This window comes from Paenibacillus sp. FSL R5-0766, assembly GCF_037971845.1.
Taxonomy (GTDB): Bacteria; Bacillota; Bacilli; order Paenibacillales; family Paenibacillaceae; genus Paenibacillus.
Window position 1 is genome coordinate 1,000,109 of record NZ_CP150227.1, and the last position, 24,269, is coordinate 1,024,377.

Below are 24,269 nucleotides of genomic sequence, written 5' to 3' on the forward strand. Positions count from 1 at the left end.
CTGTGCGGGCTTTCTTCATGTGTTCTTGAAGAACCATGCATGATCATTCACGGGAGGACTCTCCATGATCTCATTATATGGTGTAAGCAAACGTTATAACGAGCGCGTTTCCCGTGCAGATCAGGGATTCGAAGCATTAAGCTCGGTGTCCCTCGAAGTGGGACAAGGAGAAATACATGGCATCATCGGATCGAGTGGTGCAGGCAAATCCACGCTTCTGCGGATGCTCAACGGATTGGAAAGGCCGGATGATGGTGAGGTTGTTGTGAATGGGCAGCACCTGACCCAGATGAATGAACAGAGTCTGCGTCAGGCACGAAGATCCATTGGCATGATCTTTCAACACTTCAATCTGGTCGGTAACCGAACAGTGAGTGGCAATGTCTGCATGCCATTGGAACTGGCGGGTATATCTCGTGCGCAGCGAGTTGAACGTGGACTTGAGGTACTACGGTTTGTTGGACTGGAAGACAAGGCGGATCAATATCCTGCACAGCTTAGTGGTGGACAGAAGCAGCGTGTGGCCATTGCACGAGCGCTCGCCAGTCGTCCGGATGTGCTGCTCTGTGATGAACCGACCTCTTCGCTTGATCCACAGACCACGAACGGTATTCTGGATGTGCTGCGACATATCAATGAAACGCTGGGCGTGACCATTGTCGTGGTGACACATGAGATGGAAGTGGCTCGCAGACTATGTCACAGGATATCCGTCATGAAGGATGGGCGACTCGTTCGTACGTTGTCTAAAGCGGAAGTGAGCAGTATCCCTGCTCCGCAGCCTGATCTGCTGACCTCCTTGCTTGCGGGTGACGAATACGGGATGACAGGTTCGTCTTTGTTCCGTCAGGCAGAACAGGAGGACAAGTCATGAGGTTACCTGAGTCTGTGCTGAAGTATCAGCATGAGATATGCCAGGCGATCGGAGAGACTTTTGTCATGGTGGGTATCTCCATTGCGGCAGCTGTTCTGATCGGGTTACCTCTGGGTACACTGCTGTACTTATTCCGGAGAGGACAGCGGTATCAGAATCAAACGCTGTCCTTTGTACTCGGCAGTATCGTTAACATCGTTCGTTCGTTTCCGTTCTTACTGCTGGTTGTATTCATGATTCCATTCACACGGATTGTTGTGGGAACGTCCATAGGTACACTGGCGGCAACCGTGCCACTCTCGGTTATTGCGATTGCCTACTACGCCAGACTGGTGGAACAAGCATTGCTGGATGTACCGAGGGGAGTGGTTGAAGCTGCTGCTTCCATGGGGGCATCGACGATGCAACTTGTGGTGAAATTCTTGTACGTGGAGGCACGATCTGGCCTTGTACTGGGACTCACGACAGCTACGATTAGCTTCATCTCCTACTCAACGGTGATGGGCATTGTAGGTGGCGGCGGGGTTGGTGATTTTGCCATTCGCTACGGTTATCAGCGCTTCGAAACGGAAATTATGGTATTTACGATCATCATTATGATTATCCTGGTACAGATGATCCAATTCACAGGTAGCAGACTGTCCCACTGGCTGGATCGCAGATCCTGAACGGTTGGACCGTGCATTATTACGAATAACCAATACAGATTATACGATGAGGGGTAGACATGAAATGAAAGCAAAAATGATGCTTATGTTGCTTGCAGTAATGCTGGTTGTAGCTGCTTGTGGCAAAAAAGAAGAAACACCTGCGGCTGAAGGAACAAAAGAAGATACACAAGCTGCACAAGAAGTTACGCTGAAAGTAGCCACGTTGATTCCGCCGATGACAGACGTACTGGATATTGTTAAACCGCTTTTGAAGGAAGATGGCGTCAATCTGGAAGTTGTTGTGCTGTCAGATAACGTTCAACCAAATACGGCACTCGCGAATAAAGAAGTGGACGCAAACTTCTTCCAACACGTGCCTTACATGACCCAGTATAATGAAGCGAACAATGCCAATCTGGTGGCTGTACAGCCTATCTATAATGCCATCTATGGCGGCTACTCCAAAAAGTACAAAACGATTGAGGAATTGCCAGAAGGTGCAACGATTGCAATTGCAAACGATCCTTCCAACATTGGTCGCTCTCTTGTGATGCTGGAGCAGAACGGATTGATTAAGCTGAAAGAGGGCGTAGGTTTTAACGCCACACAGGCAGACATCACCGAGAATACAAAGAACTTCAAGTTTGAGGAAGTGGACTTGTTGATGCTGGCTCGCATGATGGATGATGCTGATCTGGTAGCCATGACTCCGGCATATGCCAGTCCGCTCGGTCTTACACCGAAAAAGGATGCATTGTTAACCGAGAAGGATGATTCCCATTTTGCGATCACCATGGTTGCCCGTGAGGATAACAAGGACTCCGAAGCGATTCAGAAGCTGGCTAAACGCATGGCAGGTCCAGAGGTCAAAGCTTTCTTCGAAGAGAAGTATGCAGATATTGCGATCCCGGCATTTGAATAAAGAATATGTAGTCCTATGTGAACAGCTTTTGAGATCTGAGCGATAACGCTTGGATCTTTTTTTATGGAATTCGGCAGGTTATTGTAACAAGTATTTAAAAATTTAACAATTTGGTCATATCGCTGGGTTACTTTATTTAATAGTTTTTTCGTATAATTTGTTTGAAAGTAGTTCTTTAGGATTATAAATTAAGAGATTTAAGTAATATTTCTAGTGCGAAAATTGTCTTTTGCGAGAGGCAGGACCTAATTTTTAATATCTTGAGGAAGGAGGCCTTTGTACTCTAAGAGAGCTAGACCAAGAGCTATATAAGCTGTACTAATCATTTACACGAAAACGGAGAGGACAGAAAAAACTGAAAAAGCGAAGCGGTCGCCTTTATCACCGAATTTCCCCTAAAAAAGGGGAATTAAAAAAAATCTGGGGATAACAGCGATTGGAAGGTTGTTCTGTTATCGGAGTGGCAAGTGTAAATATCTCTAGTTCAACTTATAAGTAGATCAAGTAAAACTAAATTAATCTGGAAGAGGTAGAGAAATTTGTCCCCCAAAAATAGCAAATCGAATTGGTTTAATAAGATCCTTAATAACTTTAAGACGAAACTGGTGGTGTCCTTTATTGCTTTCTTGGCCATTCCATCGTTCAGTATTGGAGTCTTGTCTTATAACAGTGCGAAGAATGAAGTTGAGAAGCAAATTCTACATAGTGCAATGGAAAACGTGAACCTTGCCAGTGCGACCATCGATCTTTCGATTAATGCCAAGCGCGACCACATTGAATATTATGCGAATACACTCGCAGAGGAATTACGTCAAGAAGATGCAGAGGTTCGGGTTGTGAACGAATTGAAGGGGTACGCTGCACAGAACAAAGACATCATCACCATAGGAGTGGGAACAGAAGCCGGTGTTTACCTGATGTCCTCCGATGCGGAAATGCCTGAAGATTACGATCCGCGAACAAGACCATGGTACACAGAAGCGATGAGTACTCCAGAGCAGGTCATTGTTACAGACCCTTATATTTCTGCCGAGACAAACGAAATCACCATCACCATCGCCAAGGCATTGAATGACCAATCTGGTGTAGTCCAGCTGGATCTGAATCTGTCGAATATCAGTACCTTGGTTAGTGGAATTAACGTGGGAGAACAGGGATATCTGATCCTATTGGATGCCAGCGAAAAGTATATCTACCATCCCACGGTAGAACCCGGAACAGATGCAACAGAGGATTTTTGGAAACCGGTGTATGCGAATGAATCGGGCAACTTCAACTATACCGTTGATCAAACGGATAAAGTGATGTATTACGCAACGAATGCATCCACGGGATGGAAGGTCGCTGGCACCATGTTCTCTTCTGAGGTAGACGATGCGGCAGCACCAATTCTAAAACGAATGATTATTGTTATTGTCTCCTGCCTCGTTGTTGGTATTGTGATTATCTGGCTTGTGATGCGATCCATCATTAGACCCATTCGTCAGTTGAAGGATCAGGCGATCCAGGTGAGTGAAGGGGATCTAACCCAAACGATTACTAGCACAAGCCATGATGAGATTGGTGAACTGAGTGATGCCTTTGGCAAAATGCAGCACAATCTGCGTGTGCTGATTCAAAATGTGGAAAACAGTACAAGCCAGGTTGTCATCTCGTCGGATGAGATGACTCAGAGTGCGGAATCAACCAGTGCGGCCAGTGAGCAGGTCGCGCGAGCCATTCAGGAAATTGCGAGTGGTGCGGAGAGACAGACCGAAGGTATTGACCACAACCATCAGGCCATGAATGAAATAACAATTGGGATAACACGAATCGCCGAACGTTCCATACAAGTTGCTGATTTGGCGAAACATACAACGGTACAAGCGGAAGAAGGCGGCAACACCGTCAAGCAGACGGTGAGTCAGATGCACTCGATTCAAGAGACGGTAGAACAGACAAACCAATTGATTCAGGCGTTATATGAACGATCACACCAAATTTCAGCCATCACGGAGTTAATCGGAAATATAGCCAAGCAGACCAATCTGCTCGCGCTGAATGCATCCATTGAAGCAGCTCGTGCAGGTACGCATGGGAATGGATTCGCCGTTGTAGCAGCGGAGGTACGCAAGTTGGCAGAGCAATCAGGGCAATCCGTCAATGAAATTACCGTGCTAACCACAGCGGTACAGGAAGATATGGCTGCTTCCGTTCGCATGATGGAGAAGGTGACTTCAGAGGTTGGAGAGGGTATGGAAATCTCAACAGAGGCCATTCGGAAGTTTGAACGCATTCTGGATAGCATGCGGGAAACGACACCTCAGATTGAAGAGATTGCTGCCACGTCGCAAGAGATCACAGCAGGTGTACAGGAAGTATCTGCTGTGTCCAATGAACTGGCAGGTATTGCTTCAGGCAACGCCGCGGCCTCCGAAGAAGTGGCTGCTTCCTCAGAGGAGCAATTGGCAGCGATGGAGCAGATTTCTTCCTCGGCTCGGGGCTTGTCTACCCTGGCTGAAGAGCTACAGCGCCTGATTAGACAGTTTAAGTATTAAAAAGAGATCGTAGAAGAGGGTATCACACAGGGACAGCATCACATCATGTTTCATTAGAGGGAGTGGACAACCATGCAACTGGAACTCAAAGCCTTCTTACTGCTAACGGATGCGGTCATGATTACAGATGAGGAGGGTGTGATTCTGGATGTGAATTCCGTTTATGTAACCAAAACAGGATTCTCACGGGAAAGCACCATAGGTCAGCCTGCACGATTGCTTATGGATACCCACTGGAGAGGGAACCAGACCTGGTCCGGCGTAGCCAAATTAATGAAGGCTGATCAGGAAGTATGGGAAGCTCAGGTCACGATTACATCGGTTCATTTGGATGATTCTCTTTTTTATATCAGCATATTTAATGATGAATTTTCATGAAAAAAACGTTGTTTGGTGATAAGGGGATGTTAGCTGAAAGTAGTAATTATTTTCAAGAAAATGGTCAATATCGTCAATTGAATAAGGGAGCACGGCATACTATGATTTGTGTACTGAGGAACTGCGACCATGAATCTGACAACATTCATTGAATGCATGAAATCCTGAAGTCGTAATGTGGACGGTGACCAATTGCTACGCGATCTTGTACTGAATTTTACGCTGATTTTGAGCTTTCTTTTCCTGATTCATCACTATCTGAACCATACAAATGCTACCCGTTCAACATCCATCACGACTCGGATCATTATTGGTGTTACGCTGAGCATGTTGGGCACGGCGCTCTATTATTTCTCTATTGTGCTTGAGGATGGTACATTGTTGAATTTCCGGGCCATTGTGTATCTGCTTGCTGCTTATTTTGGTGGGAGTCGCTCTGCTTTCGTTACTTTTGCATTCATGTGGATATTTCGGATTAATATGGGGCGTAATCCCTTGTTGGAAAACTGGCAGTATGCGTTGACAGAGTTGTTATTTGTCGTAGCCATATGTCTGATCTTTAAGTATATCAGGGGATTTATGCAGAAGTGGTTGTCCGGAGCGTTGCTGTTGATTACTGTGTATGAGTTGTCTGCACTAAAGACAAATTCCCCTTCTCTGCTAATGATGGGGCAGATTCTCTTTTTTCAATGTATCTGCCTGCTGTCCGTTATATTATTCCTGTATTATCTGAACCAAAATCATCGATATAGGAGATTGGTCATTCAGAGGGATCAGGAAATGCTGGAGATGCTTCGTATGCAGCCGGGTTTTACTTTTAAAATCCGAAAACAGAACGGAAAATTCGAGTATCTTGTGCTTGAGGGAGAGATGCTCTCCCAACTGGGCTTGGATATGAGTAGTCTGAAGCAAGATTACAAACTGGGCACATTGGATATTTTACCTCAGGAGAAGATAGAGTTCCTGCGGAAGCAGTTCGACCGGGCATGGAAAGGGGAGTCTTTCTTTTACGAGATTGAGCATGGAGGTTACTATTCACTGGTGAAGCTTCGTCCGCTGCGAGAAGAAGGTATGGTGAAGTATGTCATAGGGTATGGACTTGATATTACGGAACACAGAGCAGTTAAACGAAGGATTCAAGAGAGTGAGGAACGATACCGTACACTTGAACGAGTGTCGACAGACTGGTTTGTCGGTTTGGATGGCAACAGATGTGTGGTGTCAGTTAATCAGAAATTTCTGGATGTTCTTGATCTCGACAGGCATGAAGTCATGGGCCGTGAGCTTGAAGAATTGATATTCATTGAGCAGTCGGCGAACTGGGTGTTATCTTTTCAAAAAGTTTTACACCACAATATACCTCAGGATACGGAATTGAGTCTCATTGTTGGGAAAGGGAAAGAACAACATGTTCGGGTTCACCTTTACCCTGTAAAATCCCCTAACTCGTGTGAGAAAGTCAAGGCAGTTATTCATGACATTTCGGATCAGTACCGACGTGTTAAGGCTGACAAAGCCAGTCAGGCAAAGAGTGAGTTTCTTGCATTCATGAGTCATGAGATTCGTACCCCACTGAGCGGTATTATCAGCTTTTCGTTGTTGCTTCAACGGACAGATCTAACCTCACAACAATTAGATTATTTGAGTAAAATCAATGCATCCTCACAAACCCTGCTTACTCTGGTGAATGATATTCTTGATTTCTCGAAAATGGAGGCAGGTAAACTGATTTTGGAGAAAGTACCCTTTGCACCAGAGGATGTGTTCAAGCGTGTGGCAGATCAGATCGGTGTGGCCCTCGGGTACAAAGATATCGAAGTGATCTTTACAACCGACCCCGATCTGCCATTAACGGTAATTGGTGATCCTTTTCGACTTGAGCAGGTGTTATTAAATCTGCTCAGTAACGCGATTAAATTCACAGAACATGGATATGTTATCTTGCAGGCAGAGGTAATTTCATTGGAGGCCGAGCGAGTACAGGTTCGTTTTGAGATCGAAGACACGGGGATTGGAATTTCACCTGAACAACTGGAGCATATTTTTGTCCCGTTTACGCAAGCGGAGCCTTCCACTTATCGAACATATGGTGGCTCAGGACTTGGGCTGGTCATCTGTTACCTGCTGGTAACCTCATTGGGAGGAGACTTGCGGGTGGACAGCGTGCTTGGAGAGTACAGTCTATTTTCATTCGACTTGATATTTGAACTTGCGGATTCGGAAGAAGAAGAGAGTTTCTCCCTGCAGACACACCCTCTCCTATATGGTGCGAATGATGTGGTTATCATTGAAGATGATGAACGGATGGGCGAAAACCTGAAGCAGCTGCTTTATTCATTCGGGATGAATCCGACGCTGTATACTTCCTTGAACCATATGATGGAGAGTGATGGGTATACTCCTGAAGCCGAAGGGACAAGTTCGATGTTGATCATGTTGGATATGGATATAGAGGACACAGTCAATGGTTCGTTATGGGACAACTTTATGAAGCGTTTGGATCGAACGAAAATTCAGGTGTTGGGGTACACACGGGCATTTAGCGAAAATGCGCTGTGGATTGAGGAGAGATCCGTACACCCTGATATCATGATGGTCAAACCGATTACACGTCTGGGATTATTCGAAGTCATTCTTGCACTTCAGGGTGAAGGGCCGCTGGTCAAAAGTCAGTTGGCTGAAGGCGACGACCCCTATTCGCTTGATCAGAAAGGACACATCCTGATAGCTGAGGATCATGAGATCAATCAACTGGCGATTCGGGCGATGCTGGAACATAAAGGGTTCCAAGTGACGCTGGCAGCCAGTGGCACAGAGGTTCTGAGAAAGTTAGACGAACAGGTATGGGAATTGATTCTAATGGATCTGTACATGCCTGATATGAATGGAGTGGAAGCAACGCGACATATTCGCAAGATGAGGGGATATGATCGTACACCCATAATCGCGCTTACAGCAAATGCCCTACAAATAGATCATGAGAGATGTATGGAGGCTGGGATGAATGCCATCCTGACCAAACCCATCCATGAACAACAGATGGCAGACATATTGGCAACATGGATTGATCTGAGAGGTATGCGGGAGATTAGCGGAATTGATGTAGATAAGGCGATCAGGCAGATGGACGGCAAGCCACATATTCTGCAATATGCGCTCACGAAATTCAGGATGGAGTATGACTCGTTTCAGAACAAACTGACCACTCAACTTCGCCAGCAGCAGATTGCTGGTGCGATCCGCAGCGTTCATTCTCTCCGAGGCGTGGCTGCCAATCTGCATGCAGTGGAGCTGTTACGTCTGGTTTTTCAACTGGAATCGCTTTTGTCCCGTGCGTTATTCGAAGAAGAGGAACTGAGTTCGGTATTGGAGAAGGTACAAAAAGAGATTGATATCATTACCGGGTCTCTGCCCTGGTGACATGAATGAAGCTGATGTGTTAAGGTGTGAACTTATATCCGACCCCCCAGATGGTTTGAATATATTGGGGGTTTTTCGGGTTTTCTTCAATTTTTTTACGAAGCTTGGTAATGTGCACATCGATGGTGCGATCATTAATATAAGCATCAATACCACGAATGGCTTCAATCAAGGCATAACGACTATAGACTTTGCCGGGATTAAGGACAAATAGCTTCATGATCTCAAATTCGGAGAATGTCATCTCCACTCGCTGGTTATTCAACAGGACGGCTCGCCGAGCCACATCGAGAGAAATTCCGCAATCCTGTACAGTGACAATGGAGCTGTTCAATATGGAGTAACGACGTAATACAGCCTCAATACGTGCTTTCACTTCCTGCATGCTGAAAGGCTTGCATACATAATCATCAGCTCCATCTATTAATGATCGAATTCGCTCCGAGACTTCGGTTAACGAAGAGATGACGATGATGGGAATTGCTGTATGCTGACGCATGAGAGAACAGGGATTCTTGCCTTCCGAATCAGGGAGCAACAGGTCAAGAAGCAGGATATCAGGCCGCGCTTGAAGTTGTAGAAGACCATCTCTTGCGTTAGCGACACGGATAACATCATACCCCTCACCTTGCAAATACAGGGATAATGTATCTCCTAACATGTTATCGTCCTCAATGATAAGCACTTTGGTCATGATATTCCTTTCTGAATCGACTTCGTGTAGAAGGTCTATGATCCATGGGTTAGCTTAATATACTTGATCATGTATACCCTGATAATTAAAATATGCAACAAAAGGATGTCAGGATTCTAACATGATTGGGCAAGACCTGAGATTCTGAGTCAATGCTTGCCAACATGTGGATCCGCTTCACGCTCGATCAGGCGCATCAGTTTACGCTCGGTAGCGGTCTCTGGTGCCGGCGTGTAGACACTGCAACGTAGATCGGAGCTGCCTTGAACCTGCAACGAAGTCAGATCAAACAACATTTTGCCTGCTTTGGAATGTCTGAATTCGATTAAGACATCCGGAGCACTGCTGACGCTGCTTTGTTTCCAAAGGGTGTGAAAATCGGGATGTCTGTTCATCATGTCATCCAGAAATAAATTATACCACTCATCATCGACATACTGACCATAATAGGCACGGAAAATCGCCAGAAATCCGCTAACAAAGTCCTCCCAGTTCACCGCAAGCCTGCGAAATTCCTTGCGATCAAATAACAGACTGATCATATTCCGCTGTTCGGGGGCAATCTGTTCAAAGTCCATAAAAACATGGCGGGCTGCGTCATTCCAGCCGACAATGTAACAACGCCGATCCGAGATCACGGTAGGGCAGTGATGAAGTTCTTGCAAAATTTTCTGCAAGGAAGGGTGAAGTTGAACCGGTTCTTCTTCCAGTGTGGGCAGCTCTGTATGATGCTCCATGGCGAGCGAAAACAGATACTTTCGTTCATCCGCAGTAAGCCTCAGTGCTGAAGCAATGTTATCCAACACGGAATGGGATACCTGAATATCCCGACCTTGTTCAAGCCAGGTATACCATGTTGTACTCACTCCTGCCAGTTGGGAAACCTCTTCTCTCCTCAGCCCAGGCGTTCTTCTCCGACTTCCAGTGGGTAAACCGACCGATTCGGGAGAAATTTTGGAACGCTGTGTTTTCAGAAAAGTGGACAATGCCTGTAACCTGACATCGTAGTTCAATCCATCACCTTCAATCCTCGTTATCATGGTAGTCATTATACTATTATAATTGACAACTTGTAATAGGATATTCGAAAGTGCACTATTAGTAGCAGAGCGTAAGCGTAAGGTAGACAACAGCATTGAAGGAGGATGGAATGGACATGGAACGAGTCGTGATTACGGGAATGGGAGTTATCTCTCCTTTGGGAAATAATGTAGATACATTCTGGAACGGATTGATTGAGGGTAGATCAGGTATATCGCATATAGAACATTTTGATACAGCTTCGTACAAAACGAAAATCGCTGGTGTGGTCCGTGACTTTGATGGTGAAGAACGTTTTGGACGCAAGGAAGCAAGGCGCATGGATCGATTCGTTCAATTTGCTGTTGCTGCTGCGGATCAGGCTGTATCACAATCGGGTCTTGTGATGGACGAACTGGACCGCGAACGCGTAGGGGTATATATTGGTTCAGGCATAGGCGGCATCCAGACATTGATGGAACAAGGCAAGGTCCTGTCCGATCGGGGACCTGCGCGAGTCAGCCCAACACTGGTACCCATGATGATATCCAATATGGCGGCAGCTATGGTTAGTATGAGGTTTGGTTGCTGGGGACCGACATTGTCGCCAGTAACCGCTTGTTCCATTGGCAATACAGCCATTGGAGAGGCTTTCCGGTTAATTCGTCATGGCGGAGCCGATGTTATTATTGCTGGGGGAACAGAGGCTGCTGTAACAGAGGTGTCACTGGCAAGCTTTGGTAATGCGACAGCGTTGTCTACACGAAATGAAGCGTTCCAAGCAGCAAGCCGTCCATTTGATGCGGGGAGAGACGGTTTTGTCATGGCGGAGGGCGCCGGAATTCTGATCGTTGAGTCACTATCTCATGCTCTAGCAAGAGGGGCGAATATTCTTGCTGAAGTAATTGGATATGGTGCCAGTTCAGATGCGTATCATATGGTAGCTACCCACCCGGAAGGGCGGGGTGCATATCTGGCGATGAAAGCATCACTGAAAGAAGCTCAGATTGGACCTGAGGACATTGATGTGATTAACGCTCATGCCACCAGTACGGAGGCAGGTGATCTGTCTGAGACAAGAGCGATTAAGCAACTTTTCGGGACAAGTGCTTATGATATTCCGGTCACAGCGAATAAGTCCATGACGGGACATATGCTTGGTGCAGCAGGCGGTGCGGAGGCGATCTCACTTATTCAAAGTCTGCGGCATGGCATCATTCCTCCGACCATCAATCAGGAGCAGAAGGACCCCGAATGTGATCTGGATTATGTGCCAAACGAGGCAAGAAAAGCAGATTTGCGGATTGGGATGTCTAATTCCTTTGGTTTTGGCGGTCATAATGCGGTTATTATTCTTCAAAAATATTCATCTTAAGCAGAAAGAAAGCAGCTTTAAGCAGAAAGAACAGCGTAGACCCATCGGGCTGCGCTGTTCTTTGCTTACTTCGACTTCGGGATCATCCACATACACTGTACCTTGGTTAGCGGCCAAGTGGTTGTACGCCTCAGGAAGAGAGGGATGTCGATTCCGCCATGCCTTTGTTACCTCGGCTCAACCAGCTCACACGCCAGCGGGATTGCATGAAGAGAACCAGGAACAGGGAAGCAGCTGCAATCAGGCTAAGAATGACAAAACCTGGTGTATAGGATTGATAGCTACTATACAGTTGACCGAGAATCAGCGGCAGTGCATACCCGCCCAATCCGCCAGCGGCACCCACAATACCTGTCATCAGGCCAATCTCATTGCCGAAACGTTGGGGAACCAGTTGGAACACGGAGCCATTTCCGGCTCCCAGACACATCATACCGAGGAACAGCATGACTACTACCACAGGAAGCGGTGGCATGAAGGATACTCCGATCAACATGATGCAGGCTCCAGTGTACAGGAAAGTCAGCATGCGGGTTCCGCCAATTTTGTCCGCCAGATAACCCCCTACAGGCCGGAAGAAACTGCCTGCGATCACACAGAAGGTGGTAATGTCTGCGGCACGAACAGGAGAGAGCCCATACTGGGTGTTGAAGAAGATGGTGAGATAGTTACATAATCCAACGAAACCACCAAAGGTTACACAATAGAAGGCACAGAATACCCAAGCATCTTTTTGTTTAAGCAGACTTCCATATTGGGACAATTTCTTGGGTTCAGGTCGGTTAGGGCTATTCTTGGCAAAGATGGAAAAGAGGATGAATACGATAGCGATCGGTATAATAGCAAGTCCAAACACAACTTCCCAGCTGCCAAAATGCGTAGCCAAACGATTGGCAAACAACGTCGCTAGTACGGTTCCACTGTTACCCGCCCCGGCAATACCCATGGCCAGACCCTGATGCTCTTTGCCATACCATTGGCCTGCCAGAGGTAGCGCAGCAGCAAAGGAAGCGCCTGCGACACCCAGCAAGAGTGCCACCACATACAGTTGGCTTAAAGAGTCAACCCATAACCAGCCGAGTAATAAAGGAACCAGCGTGACGAGCATTCCAATCTGTGCGGTCAATTTCGGACCTATATAATCAGACATGAAGCCAAGCACAAGCCGCAGGATGGAGCCACCAAGGATAGGCAATGCGACCAGATTGGCCTTTTCCAGTGGAGTCATCGGATAGTCCAATGCTATCACAACTGCGAGTGGACCCAACATTCCCCATATCATAAAACTGATGTCAAAATACATAAACGCTCCGAATAGGGTGGGCTTATGCCCGCTTTTCCAAAAACTTTTGCTCTCCATCATCCATCATCGCTCCTCATCCAATTGAGATCTTCGTGATTTGTCTATGTGCTTGTTAAGGCAGAAAAAGGCCGCAATTCGTCCAGATCTGAACGATTTGCGGCCCCGTTGCCGACAGGCGGTACACGTCATTGTGTTCCCGCATCTGAGTTGATCACAGCACTGTGATTTTGATTCAAATTATAATCAAGAGAAAATGTATATGTCAACAAAAATTACATGGGATTTTAAATAATTCATTTTTTAATCGTTGTTCACAATTTTAATGTTAATTTAGTTGACATTAGATTCGGATTCCCTTAATCTGAATCTAATATGAATCCACACAAAGGCGTGTGGATTCCGGAGGCAACGGTGCCCTTTTCCGAATCATGGAGAAGGGATTTTTCTGTTTATTTTCAGGTGAGAGAGATAGGGGGCAGCCCATGAGCAGAAGCAAACTGGTAATTATCGGGAATGGCATGGCTGGAGTGAAGTGTGTCGAAGAGATTATCGCACTGGAGCCTGATACGTATGAGATTGTAATCTACGGTAATGAACCCCGTCCCAACTACAATCGGATCATGTTATCAAAAGTATTGCAGGGCGAGCATTCGTTACAGGATATCATTATCAATGATTGGACTTGGTATGCCGAGCATCATATCCGGCTATGTACAGGTGAAACGGTACACCGCATTGATATCCGTGGAAAATATATAGAGACTGAATCTGGACTAAAAGAAACCTATGATGTCCTGATTCTGGCGACAGGTTCTTCACCTTTTATCCCACCGATTCCGGGGATTGATAAAGAGCGGGTCATGTCCTTCCGAACGATTGATGATTGTACGCGCATGTCTGATTATTCCAAAACCTATCGCAAGGCCGCCGTCATTGGTGGCGGATTGCTTGGGCTGGAGGCTGCGCGCGGGTTGCTGCATTTGGGCATGGAAGCTGTGGTGGTCCATAACGCACATTACATTATGAACCGGCAGTTGGATCAGAATGCTGCCGCGATGCTTCAACAGGAACTTGAAGGGCAGGGTATGTCCTTTCTTTTGGCCAAAAATACGCAGAAAATTACCGGGCGATTGCAGGCGCAGGGGCTGCTCTTTACAGATGGTTCCAAGCTTGAAGCTCAGGTTGTCATTGTCGCTGTTGGGATTCGGCCGAATGTGGACCTGGCTAGACGAAGCGGAATCGCTACGAATCGGGCAATCATGGTGGATGATTATATGCGCACTAGTGTACCGGATATCTACGCAGTTGGGGAATGTGCTGAACATCGGGGAATCAGTTATGGTCTGGTGGCCCCCTTATACGAACAGGGGAAGGTGCTCGCACGTACGCTCTGTGGAAAGGAAACTTCTGAATATAAGGGTTCAATTCCTTATTCACAACTGAAGGTATCAGGAGTTGATGTTTTCTCGGCGGGTGAGATTAGCGGGGAAGGCATGCAGACCGCAATTCAACATCTGGATGGCATTCAAGGCACATACAAAAAAGTACTGATGCAGGCTGGCAAAGTGCGTGGAGCCATTTTATTTGGAGATACAACCGAAGGAACAGCATTGCTTGGACTTGTGCAACGAGGTGCGGATGTGGCGGAATTGGCACCGCGTGAAGGGGCCCCGGATCCAGCTGAAGTGGCTGCGGCGGCATTACCGGCTCAAGAGACCGTATGTGCCTGCAACAATGTGACCAAGGCTGCCATTATGAAAGCTATTCAGGAACAGGGTCTCGAGACGGCAGATCAGGTGAAGGAGCAGACCAAGGCTTCTGGTTCATGCGGTGGCTGTCGCCCGATGGTGGCTGCTCTATTAAAACATACACATAACCTGAAAAATAACGGGGGTACTGTAGTGGTCGCCATACCGGATAAACCTGCTTCATTGCCGGTCTGCAGTTGTACGGAGCTTGGGCATGCAGAACTAAAGGAAATGCTGGATGACATCGTTGTTATGGAGGTAGGGCTACCAGACATATCATTGATCTTGCAGAAGCTGGGTTGGGATTCGGAACATGGTTGCTCTGTATGTCGCCCCGTAATTCATTATTACTTACAGGTATCCGGAGGAACGATAGTTGTTCGAGAGATTGAAGGTCACTCAGAGGTTCAGGTGCGCTGGGATGATCATATTCCACTGTTATCCTATGCAAGGGATGCAGGTGGTTTGGCTGCACAGCTTCGTGCGAGTTGGATCGGTGCTGCGATGCCGTCGCCGGTAAATATGGGCGTTGCACCAGGGCCTGGTTCGTTGGTGAGCGCACTGGTGCAAGATATCGGCTTGCTGGCTTCACCAGCTGGTTGGGAGATCTATGCAGGCGGTCATGCAGAACATCCGGTCAAACAAGGTGGCTTGCTCGGGGTGGCTGAAACAGAGGTACAAGCGGCAGCACTCGCATCAGCCTGCCTTCAATGGTATCGCCAAACCGCTTGGTATGATGAGCCGTTATGGGCATGGACGGAACGATTGGGATTCATGTCCATTCGGGAAACGCTGCTGGATGACCAGTTACAGAAGGAACTTGCAGCTACACTTCAAGCTGATATATAGATGAAAGGCGGGGATGGAAAGATGGGATTATCCGTGAGTTCAGAACCAACAGCCTCCAAGCTCTATGTTAAGGAAACCCAGTGTCCGTATTGCAGTGTGCAGTGCAAGATGACTGTTGAAGAATTGGCTGCACCTGTTGCGGGCCAGCGTCGTGGTGAGTATACGGTTCAGGGTGTTCCGAATGAAGCCTCCCAGGGCAGGTTGTGTGTGAAGGGTATGAATGCTCATCAACATGCGCTCAGTGGTCAACGATTAATGCATCCGCTCATTCGTCGCAATGGCGAGCTTGAATCCTGTTCCTGGGAGGAGGCCATTCAGACCATCGCAGAGCGGTTTCAGGACTTGAAAGATTCATACGGAGCAGATACGGTCGGAGTCTACGGAGGCGGATCTTTGACCAATGAAACAGCCTATCTGCTCGGCAAGTTCGCCAGAGTTGCATTGGGGACAAAATATATCGACTATAATGGACGGTTCTGCATGTCAGCTGCGGCTTCAGCTGGCAGTAAGGTGTTCGGGATGGATCGTGGATTGACGTTTCGTTTGTCCGATATTCCCAAGGCAGGCTGCATTGTACTTGCAGGTACCAATATTGCAGAATGCCAACCTACCCTTCTGCCATACTTTAATCAGGCGAAGGAGAACGGAGCCTTCATTATTGTTATTGATCCACGCAAGACGGCAACCGCAGCCATTGCTGACCTTCACTTGCAGGTGAAACCCGGCATGGATGCTCTGCTAGCGGATGCCATGTTGAAGGTGATTATGGATGCCGGATTGGTGAACCCTCATTTTATAGACAAACGAACGCATGGTTACGAGCAATTGATACAAGGGTTGGCTGATCTGCAACTCGAACAGGCGGCACAAGCGTGCGGGGTTGATCTGGCGCTGATTCGTCAGGCTGCGATGGCTTACGGTGAGGCAGAGACAGGCATGATCATGACAGCACGTGGTGTGGAACAACAGACGGATGGACATATGGCCGTCAGACACTTTTTGAACTTGGTGCTCGCGACTGGCAAAATCGGCCGAGAAGGATGCGGATATGGTGCCATCACAGGTCAAGGAAATGGGCAAGGCGGACGGGAGCATGGACAGAAGGCTGACCAGCTGCCGGGCTATCGATCCATTGAAAATGAAGCCGATCGTGCCTATGTGGCATCCGTCTGGGGTGTAGACCCTGCAAGTTTGCCAGGCAAAGGGGTATCCGCCTACGAGATGATGGAGAAGGTCCATGATCAGGAGATTCGGGCGTTGCTTGTAATGGGCTCCAACCCGGTCGTATCCAATCCCAATGTGCGTTTGGTGGAAGAAGGTCTGCGCAAGCTGGACTTTCTGATCGTGGCAGATATGTTCCTATCGGAGACAGCGCGCATGGCTGATCTGGTTCTGCCGGTTACATCTTATATGGAGAATGAAGGTACACTGACCAATCTGGAGGGGCGTGTTCTGCTCCGTGAACAGGGGCTACCTGCGCCGGGAGAAACGCTTGATGATTGGGATATATTATGCCGGATTGCCGCGCAATTGGGTAAAGCTTCTTACTTTGAATATGACAATGCTGAGGATATATTTAATGAGCTTCGGGTGGCGAGCCGCGGCGGAGTGGCTGATTACTATGGCATTACCTATGAGCGTTTGCGTAACGGGAAAGGGGTATACTGGCCGTGTTCTGCCCTGGAGGATCAGGGAGAAGGACTGCTGTTCGGTGAACGATTCGCTCACCCGGACGGCAAAGCGGCATTCACATTTGAATCCAGCCCGGGCTGGAATGATGTATCGCCGAAATTCCCCCTAATTCTCACCAATGGGCGTGTGCTGCCTCATTATCTTACAGGGGTGCAGACACATCGAAGTCCGGCACTGGCAGCTCGTGAATTGGAGAACTTTGTTGAACTTCACCCGGCTACCGCTGCCCGTTATCGTATTCACGATGGAGAGTGGGTAGAGATTCAATCGACGTATGGAAGCTTCACGGTTCGTTCGCGCATCAAAGATTCGATTCGGGAGGATACCTTGTTCGTGCCGATGCATTGGGGTGGCATTCAGAATGTGAATCGGGCCACCAGACCAGAGCTAGATCCGTTCTGCCGAATGCCTGGGTTCAAGACAGTGGCCGTAACCATTCGACCTTTGCGCTTGGCCAGATGATTCATGCAGGTTTCAGTTTATAAAGGTTCTCAGGCATCATAAGCTGTTCTAATGGTAGCTAAGCGGCTGCACAGTCCATATTTATATGAGACTGTGCGGCTTTTTTTGCGTATATGTACGCAAGTATGCCATAGTTCCGTGGTTCCACGTAAACATGAGGATTGGCTCATGAATATGGATTGAATTTTAGTTATGATGTTCATTAGGGGTACATATGTACGTATTTTATATTTTATTTAGAGACAGATCGTCATTTCGAGTTTAGGATATTCCGCATCGTGGTATAGATATCGGGGCTTATGGAAGCTTCTTCAAATAGAGCAGGACAAGGGAGGTAATGCAGTGAATGTATGGATAACGGTAAAAAGTCTGGGCAAACGCAAGCCGGTACTTGCCAAGCAAGCTGCCGAACTTCCGGAAACAACTCATACGTTAAGGCAGCTCATTGAGAACATGGTGGCTGTACAAGTAAAAGCGCTTCAGGACAAGAAACAACAGGCAGAATTGTTCGCCTACCTGATGCCGGATGATATTGACGCGCAAGGAGCGGTGGGGAAAGTCGGGTTTGGCGCAGTATACAATGAGGGTGTTCCTGATCTGGAAGTTGCGATGGATACAGCGATAACCGCCTATGAGGATGGGTTGTATAAAGTGTTTCTCAACGATGAAGAATTGCAGGAACTGGATGAGTCACTTGTTGTAAAAGACGGAGATAACGTGGTGTTTATTCGTTTTACAATGCTTGCCGGACGTCTTTGGTAAAGAGCGATGAAGGAGGAGAACAGGATGAATCAGGAAGAGCAAGTACAGGTGTATATGGATGGATTGCAGGAAAGAGCCAAGTCGTTGACAGGGGTACAGCTTGAGCTGGCAGGCTATGTTGTGGAGATCGCCGGGTCTACGTATTTGCGTGGAGACGAAAAGATGTTTTTGAATACTGATAAGTTGCTTGGAAGGTTGGCTGCAGAAACGCAGAAAACATTATTCGAGCCACTGTTGGGTGTGCTCCAGCATCTGGCGAGCGAGTCATTGGTTGCACGATTCCGTTATATTGCAGAGCGTGCGACTCGTTTCCCATACAGTAACAACTATGAACGCCGGCCTTTTCGCACATCCGATCCGGAGCAGCATGTAGAACAGGTCATTCGCAAACTGATGGGATTGTTCCGTATGGAAATGAAAAACTTCTCTTTGGAAGAATATGTGTCACTTCGTGAGTACAAGCTGGATTATCTGCATGAGATCCGTTGGGTCCTGGCGGATTGTATCGCTTATGAACTGGATCATCAGGGCGGAGATATGAAGCAGGCGCTGCATGATATTATCTATGGTGACAATCAGACGGCGCTGTTAACCCATGAAATGATCAAAGGTATATTCATGAGCGATCAGGCGGATGCCTATCAGATGGTGGGTGAGCTGCTCGTTGCAGCAAGGTTGCAGGAAGGGCTGCGCCAAAGCATTGTGGAGCGGATGGATGAAGGGACACTGGAAGCCTATATTTACATATTAAAAATCATTATCGACAACAACCTGATTCGTTTCAGTTCTGTGGTAAGAGCGCTTGCCGTATGGACGGGGATCGGCCTAGAAGCAGCCAACCAGCGTGTTGCCGCACAGTTGATTGAACAGGCCTATCAGGCGCTTGTGCAAGCAGAAGTACGCGAGGCCTGGCAGCAGGAAGCTAACGCCAACAAACTCTTTATCAGTCTGTGGGCGACAGCGGTCATTGAAGAGAATGAATTGAAGAGCAAGATAATCGAGATTATGGATCAAGGTCAGTTATATCAGAAGATTGTTGCCCAATACGTACTGGCTAACAGCCAGAACAGAGAGCTTCGTTTGAACATTGCACGTCGTTATCTGGAGGCGCAGGACACCGAGTTGATGCACTGGATTGTGACCAACTATGATGCGATGTATATGTACAACTGGAGTTTTGAGAATGGAGAGAATCAGCGTAGCGTCTACGTGTGGCCATTGCCTGCTCTTGGAGATAAGGCCTTGCGGCGTCAGGACTTTGATCGGTTCAAACAGATGCTGGGTGCCATTCCAAAAGGCGGGTCAGGTGGACCATCGGGTGTACTTGAGTATGTTCACTACCGGATGGATACGGATGATGTAGTCAAGAAAATGTTATATTTGGCCGCTTATGATATGGACCCGGAATGGATCGGGGAGGTCATCGCAATCAAGGACCGTTTAAGCCCGGAACTACGCGGAGAACTGTTGTCCCAGTTTGTTCAGCATCCTGATAATGAGGTGCAAAGACAGTTTGTGTTTGAGAGTTTGTCCGATAAAAGCATCAGTAATCGGGAGAGTGCACTCGCCAAAGCGAAGCTGCTCACGTTGACGGTTGATGAGATGAAACAGATGGAGGCGTTGATGAAGCTCAAAACAGGCTCACTTCGTCAGAAGGTCATCCATGTATTGTTACTGCAACCTGTGGACCAATTGGAGGTCTCGCTGAAGCGACTTTTGCAGGCCAAGAGTGAACTGCAGCGCTTGGGTGCGCTAGAATTATTGACCGAGATTGCGGCAGATCCAGAGCGGATAGATCAGCAGGAGCAATTGCAGCCATTGGCGCAGCTGATTGAGACACCCACTGCCAAGGAACAGAAACTACTGGATAAGCTGACTGATCAGGGGAGACGTTACACAGTTTCTAATGGATTTGGTTTATTTGATCCGAAGCGACGTGAGCCATTGCTGGATGAGAAGCGTGATCTCAAGGGCCATAATCCGAAGGATATTTTTACACTCTCTCTGGATAAGACCAGACCATTTCTGGAGGGACTTAGTGAATTAGTGCATGAACACAGGGATTATGAGTATCAAGTGGAATACTACGCTGGCTATAAAGACACATTGTTAGTCGGAGCGAGTCTTCGCTCCAAGGTTCCGTATGGAGAGCGGAATGAAATGAAGCAGATGGAACAGTTCCCGCTTCATGACGTATGGGAGAACTATATTCAACATGCCGAGTTCAACAGTGTGGAACTGATGCAGCTATACATGGCTATACAGCTCGGGGAGTTCAATGGCAATTTGAGCGACCATTACAGTTATTTCCGTGAGCAGTATGACTATGACGAATTGCAGAAGATTCCGTTATTGGAAGGCTGGCGCAAGTCGTTTGCCGAACGGATCTATCCTCTGGATGACATCGAAAAGCTGCAGCAGATGCTGGATTCGTTAACGTATAAGGATCAGGTAGTGGCACTGATATCGGCGGCATTTCAGGATAGCGATCCGATCGACACGTTTGAAATAGCTGAGAAAACCTGGGCCTCCATCATCGCAAGTATGCCTGCTGATCAACTCGAGAAAGAGTCAGGTATGCTTCATATTATGACTGGACCTTGGAATTATGTAGTTCGTGGCAAAATCCATGACGATAACAGCTTCAGACGGTTCTTCCAGACGGCTTACCAGTTCACCAGTCTTGTAGAGAGTAGTCAGCCGCTGTCTTTACTGTCACTTGAAGATTTCCTGCGTGCGTACCAGTTGAACCTGATTGATGATCAAGAGATATATCGACAGGTGCTGGTCGGTGGGAATCGTCTGTTGTTTATTCGGGACTTAACATCCACTCGTACAGAAATGATCGCGAGTGATCCGAAGCTTGTTCAATTGCGAGATGCGGTGGTCGATCGCATTCTGGAGATTGAGCTGACCCGGGGAGAACTCTCTACAGAAGTAAGCACACTTGCCATGAAACTGGATCGAATTGAAGGCATGGAACACTGGGTACATCTGGTCTCGGCGATGGATCAGGATACATTTGTCCGTGGATATATCTATAGTTATGGAGACAACACAACACGTAAAGAGACGTTTAGCTATTTAATTCAGAATTGTCATCCACGGGATGGAGAAGATGATAAGCGTCTTGGGGAGTTGCTCCATAAGTATCCGGTGAATGAGAAAAAATTGCTGGAAGCAGCCATGTACGCCCCGCAGTGGATGGAGATTGTAGCGAAACATCTGGGATGGGAAGGTCTTCGCAGTGCAGCCTGGTACTTCCATGCCCATATTAATGAACGCTTTACTGCGGAGAAAGAAACCATCGTGGCCCACTATTCTCCAATCTCACCACAGGACTTTAATGAAGGTGCGTTTGATATCGCATGGTTTGAAGAAGCCTATGCTGCTGTCGGAGAGGAACGATTCAATCTGTTATACGATTGTGCCAAGTACATTTCCGGGGGATCTAATCACCGCAGATCCCAATTGTTCGCAGATGCTGCACTGGGCAAGCTTCGATTGGACGATATGCGTGAGTCCGTGTCAGACAAGCGAAACAAGGATCATTTGTTAACCTACAGTTTGATTCCATTCGCTGTAAATCGCGAACAGGATCTGCGTGAGCGATACGACTTCATTCAGAAGTTCCTGATGCAGAGCAAACAATTCGGTGCGCAACGCCGTGCCAGTGAAGGTGTGGCCTCACAGATTGCACTGGGCAATCTTGCTCGTAATGCAGGTTATGCCGATGTTACGCGGCTGATGTGGGACATGGAAGCACGTAAGTTGGATGAGATGAAATCCTTCTTTGAACCTCATGCATTGGATGCTGACACGACGGCACAATTGGTCATTGATGAGGAAGGCCAACCCGAGATGGTTATCGTTAGCAAAAGCAAGACACTCAAATCTGTACCTGCCCGGTTCAAAAAAGATGGATATATCGCTGAACTGAAAGAGCTGAAATCGGATCTGGTGGATCAGTATCGCCGTGCACGGCAGGAGCTGGAACGTTCGATGACTGCTGGAACGTCATTTACACGTGAGGAAATTGCCAGTCTGATGCAAAATCCGGTTATACAACCGCTGGTAAGAACACTTGTCTTCCAGTCAGGTGACATGACTGGGAGATTCGATGTATCGTCCAGTGGATTGGTTGCTCCAGGACCGGAGGGTACGATCCAGGCACTAGCGGAACAGGATCAACTGTTGATTGCTCATCCGCTTCATCTGTATCAGAGCGGAAGCTGGAGTGAGTTCCAGCGGGATCTGTTCACCCGTCAGGAGCGTCAGCCGTTCAAGCAGGTATTCCGTGAGCTGTATCTTCCTAACGAGGACGAATTGGCTAATGGTACGGTGTCTCGCCGATATGCCGGGTATCAGATTCAACCGAAAAAAGCAGTAGCTCTGCTGAAAGGACGCCAATGGACTGTCAGTTATGAGGAAGGTCTGCAGAAGGTAAGTTATGAGCATAATCTGATCGCGAATCTCTATGCCATGGCAGATTGGTTCTCACCAGCAGATACCGAAGCACCTACCTTGGAGACGGTGCAGTTCTACGATCGCAAGAGCTACAAACCTGTAGCGCTGCAAGATGTGCCGCTGACGTTCTTCTCCGAAGTTATGCGTGATATCGATCTGGTGGTCAGCGTTGCACATGTGGGAGGCGTAGATCCGGAAGCCAGCCTGACAACAATCGAGATGCGCCACGTCATTGTGAATGAGTCGTTGCGTCTGCTGAAGATCGACAATGTACGTTTGGACGGGAATTACGCACGAATTGATGGTGAATTAGGTGAGTATGCTGTTCATCTGGGAAGTGGTAATGTGTTCAAACAAGCCACAGGTGCACTTCATATTGTTCCGGTGCACAGTCAGCATCGGGGGCGAATCTTCCTGCCATTCCTGGATGAAGATCCGAGAACAGCTGAGATTCTGTCCAAGGTGATGTTGCTCGCTGAAGATAAAAAGATTAAGGACCCGCAGATTCTTGCACAATTACAGAACTAGAAGTGATTGAACAGAAGTGAGCCGCCCCTCTTGGGGCGGTTTTTTATTTGTTACTCCGATTTCAATGTAACTTCGAATCTCAATATAACGAGTGTAGAACAAGAATCATGGTCGGAAAGTGAACAATATGGAGCAATTCCAACATAAAGGCAGCTGAAGAACCTGTTAAAAGGGACCTCAGTTGCTTTTATATTTTTGGATATTTCAATGGACCGGATTGGTTCCGTTTTCAAATAGACTTAGGACCCAGAGTGTGTGGGTATATTCCTTAATCTGATAATTAATTGCATTAATTGGTTGATTGGGAGTGGGTCGAACCGACTGTTTTTAAAAGTTAAGAATCTGTTCTAAAGTAGTTACGGAAATGTAAATAATTCGTTTTCTTATCTTGTTATCTGAATTATTAATATGGTGATTCCAAAGAACTAGGCTTGTTCTAATCGGTCATTTACCAAATTTAAGGGGATGTAATTCATGATCATGTCGGCTATCGTTAGAAAGCGAAATCTGCTGACTGGCTTGCAGGCTGCAGTTTCGGAAGCCATGTGCAGGACGACCTGAATGCTTGAAAGACTGGGATCAAGCCAG

At 47.3% G+C, this 24,269-nt stretch carries 14 protein-coding genes; 11 read left to right on the top strand and 3 right to left on the bottom strand.

The window, feature by feature from the left end:
* Positions 1-64: 64 nt before the first annotated feature.
* The 6 genes from MKY66_RS04570 (at position 65) to MKY66_RS04595 (ending at position 8,781) form a co-directional block, all read left to right on the top strand.
* Positions 65-874, top strand: coding sequence for an ATP-binding cassette domain-containing protein (locus tag MKY66_RS04570; protein WP_076213134.1), 810 nt, complete (start codon positions 65-67; stop codon positions 872-874).
* The gene (locus tag MKY66_RS04575; RefSeq protein WP_076213137.1) at positions 871-1,542 is read left to right on the top strand and encodes a methionine ABC transporter permease; all 672 of its coding nucleotides are present in this window, start codon (positions 871-873) and stop codon (positions 1,540-1,542) included. The genes MKY66_RS04570 and MKY66_RS04575 overlap by 4 nt, the downstream gene beginning before the upstream one ends.
* 46 nt (positions 1,543-1,588) lie before the next feature.
* Positions 1,589-2,446 carry a MetQ/NlpA family ABC transporter substrate-binding protein gene (locus tag MKY66_RS04580; RefSeq protein WP_083657230.1) on the top strand — a complete coding sequence of 286 codons (858 nt, stop codon included), beginning with the start codon at positions 1,589-1,591 and terminating at the stop codon, positions 2,444-2,446.
* 539 nt (positions 2,447-2,985) lie between these two features.
* Positions 2,986-4,983, top strand: coding sequence for a methyl-accepting chemotaxis protein (locus MKY66_RS04585; protein ID WP_076213142.1), 1,998 nt, complete (start codon positions 2,986-2,988; stop codon positions 4,981-4,983).
* A 72-nt stretch (positions 4,984-5,055) separates the two neighbouring features.
* Positions 5,056-5,361 (top strand): PAS domain-containing protein, encoded by a 306-nt coding sequence (locus MKY66_RS04590; RefSeq protein ID WP_036672654.1) that lies wholly within the window; start codon positions 5,056-5,058, stop codon positions 5,359-5,361.
* Positions 5,362-5,538: 177 nt separating this feature from the next.
* The gene (locus tag MKY66_RS04595; protein WP_076213144.1) at positions 5,539-8,781 is read left to right on the top strand and encodes a response regulator; all 3,243 of its coding nucleotides are present in this window, start codon (positions 5,539-5,541) and stop codon (positions 8,779-8,781) included.
* A 19-nt stretch (positions 8,782-8,800) separates the two neighbouring features.
* Here the strand turns inward: MKY66_RS04595 and MKY66_RS04600 are convergent, their stop codons facing one another.
* Together MKY66_RS04600 and MKY66_RS04605 are read right to left on the bottom strand one after the other, a co-directional pair.
* A complete protein-coding gene (locus tag MKY66_RS04600) occupies positions 8,801-9,475 on the bottom strand; it encodes a response regulator transcription factor (RefSeq protein ID WP_076213163.1) in 675 nt (224 codons plus the stop codon).
* 149 nt (positions 9,476-9,624) lie between these two features.
* A complete protein-coding gene (locus tag MKY66_RS04605; protein ID WP_076213166.1) occupies positions 9,625-10,488 on the bottom strand; it encodes a helix-turn-helix transcriptional regulator in 864 nt (287 codons plus the stop codon).
* A 143-nt stretch (positions 10,489-10,631) separates the two neighbouring features.
* Between MKY66_RS04605 and fabF the strand changes: the two genes are divergently transcribed.
* On the top strand, positions 10,632-11,870 hold the full coding sequence (fabF, locus tag MKY66_RS04610; protein WP_076213567.1) for a beta-ketoacyl-ACP synthase II: 1,239 nt from the start codon (positions 10,632-10,634) through the stop codon (positions 11,868-11,870).
* 130 nt (positions 11,871-12,000) lie between these two features.
* On the opposite strand, the gene MKY66_RS04615 is transcribed toward fabF, so the two are convergent.
* Positions 12,001-13,230: a nitrate/nitrite transporter gene (locus tag MKY66_RS04615; protein WP_076213570.1), complete on the bottom strand. Its 1,230-nt coding sequence runs from the start codon at positions 13,228-13,230 to the stop codon at positions 12,001-12,003.
* Positions 13,231-13,655: 425 nt separating this feature from the next.
* On the opposite strand from MKY66_RS04615, the gene nirB reads away from it, so the two are divergent.
* The 4 genes from nirB to MKY66_RS04635 all read left to right on the top strand — a co-directional run bounded on the left by nirB (position 13,656) and on the right by MKY66_RS04635 (position 23,681).
* Positions 13,656-15,770, top strand: coding sequence for a nitrite reductase large subunit NirB (nirB, locus tag MKY66_RS04620; RefSeq protein ID WP_076213168.1), 2,115 nt, complete (start codon positions 13,656-13,658; stop codon positions 15,768-15,770).
* 21 nt (positions 15,771-15,791) lie between these two features.
* Entirely contained in the window at positions 15,792-17,924 is a 2,133-nt protein-coding gene (locus MKY66_RS04625) for a molybdopterin oxidoreductase family protein (protein WP_076213573.1), read from the top strand.
* Positions 17,925-18,266: 342 nt separating this feature from the next.
* Positions 18,267-18,686: a hypothetical protein gene (locus MKY66_RS04630; protein WP_076213171.1), complete on the top strand. Its 420-nt coding sequence runs from the start codon at positions 18,267-18,269 to the stop codon at positions 18,684-18,686.
* Positions 18,687-18,710: 24 nt separating this feature from the next.
* A complete protein-coding gene (locus MKY66_RS04635) occupies positions 18,711-23,681 on the top strand; it encodes a DUF4132 domain-containing protein (protein WP_076213174.1) in 4,971 nt (1,656 codons plus the stop codon).
* The last annotated feature ends 588 nt before the right edge of the window (positions 23,682-24,269 follow it).

Bases quoted from the DNA above. Each gene is read 5' to 3' on its own strand.
- MKY66_RS04570 (WP_076213134.1), top strand. From the start codon at position 65: ATGATCTCATTATATGGTGTAAGCAAACGTTATAACGAGCGCGTTTCC.
- MKY66_RS04575 (WP_076213137.1), top strand. From the start codon at position 871: ATGAGGTTACCTGAGTCTGTGCTGAAGTATCAGCATGAGATATGCCAG.
- MKY66_RS04580 (WP_083657230.1), top strand. From the start codon at position 1,589: ATGAGGGGTAGACATGAAATGAAAGCAAAAATGATGCTTATGTTGCTT.
- MKY66_RS04590 (WP_036672654.1), top strand. From the start codon at position 5,056: ATGCAACTGGAACTCAAAGCCTTCTTACTGCTAACGGATGCGGTCATG.
- MKY66_RS04600 (WP_076213163.1), bottom strand. From the start codon at position 9,475: ATGACCAAAGTGCTTATCATTGAGGACGATAACATGTTAGGAGATACA.
- fabF (WP_076213567.1), top strand. From the start codon at position 10,632: ATGGAACGAGTCGTGATTACGGGAATGGGAGTTATCTCTCCTTTGGGA.
- MKY66_RS04615 (WP_076213570.1), bottom strand. From the start codon at position 13,230: ATGGAGAGCAAAAGTTTTTGGAAAAGCGGGCATAAGCCCACCCTATTC.
- nirB (WP_076213168.1), top strand. From the start codon at position 13,656: ATGAGCAGAAGCAAACTGGTAATTATCGGGAATGGCATGGCTGGAGTG.
- MKY66_RS04625 (WP_076213573.1), top strand. From the start codon at position 15,792: ATGGGATTATCCGTGAGTTCAGAACCAACAGCCTCCAAGCTCTATGTT.
- MKY66_RS04635 (WP_076213174.1), top strand. From the start codon at position 18,711: ATGAATCAGGAAGAGCAAGTACAGGTGTATATGGATGGATTGCAGGAA.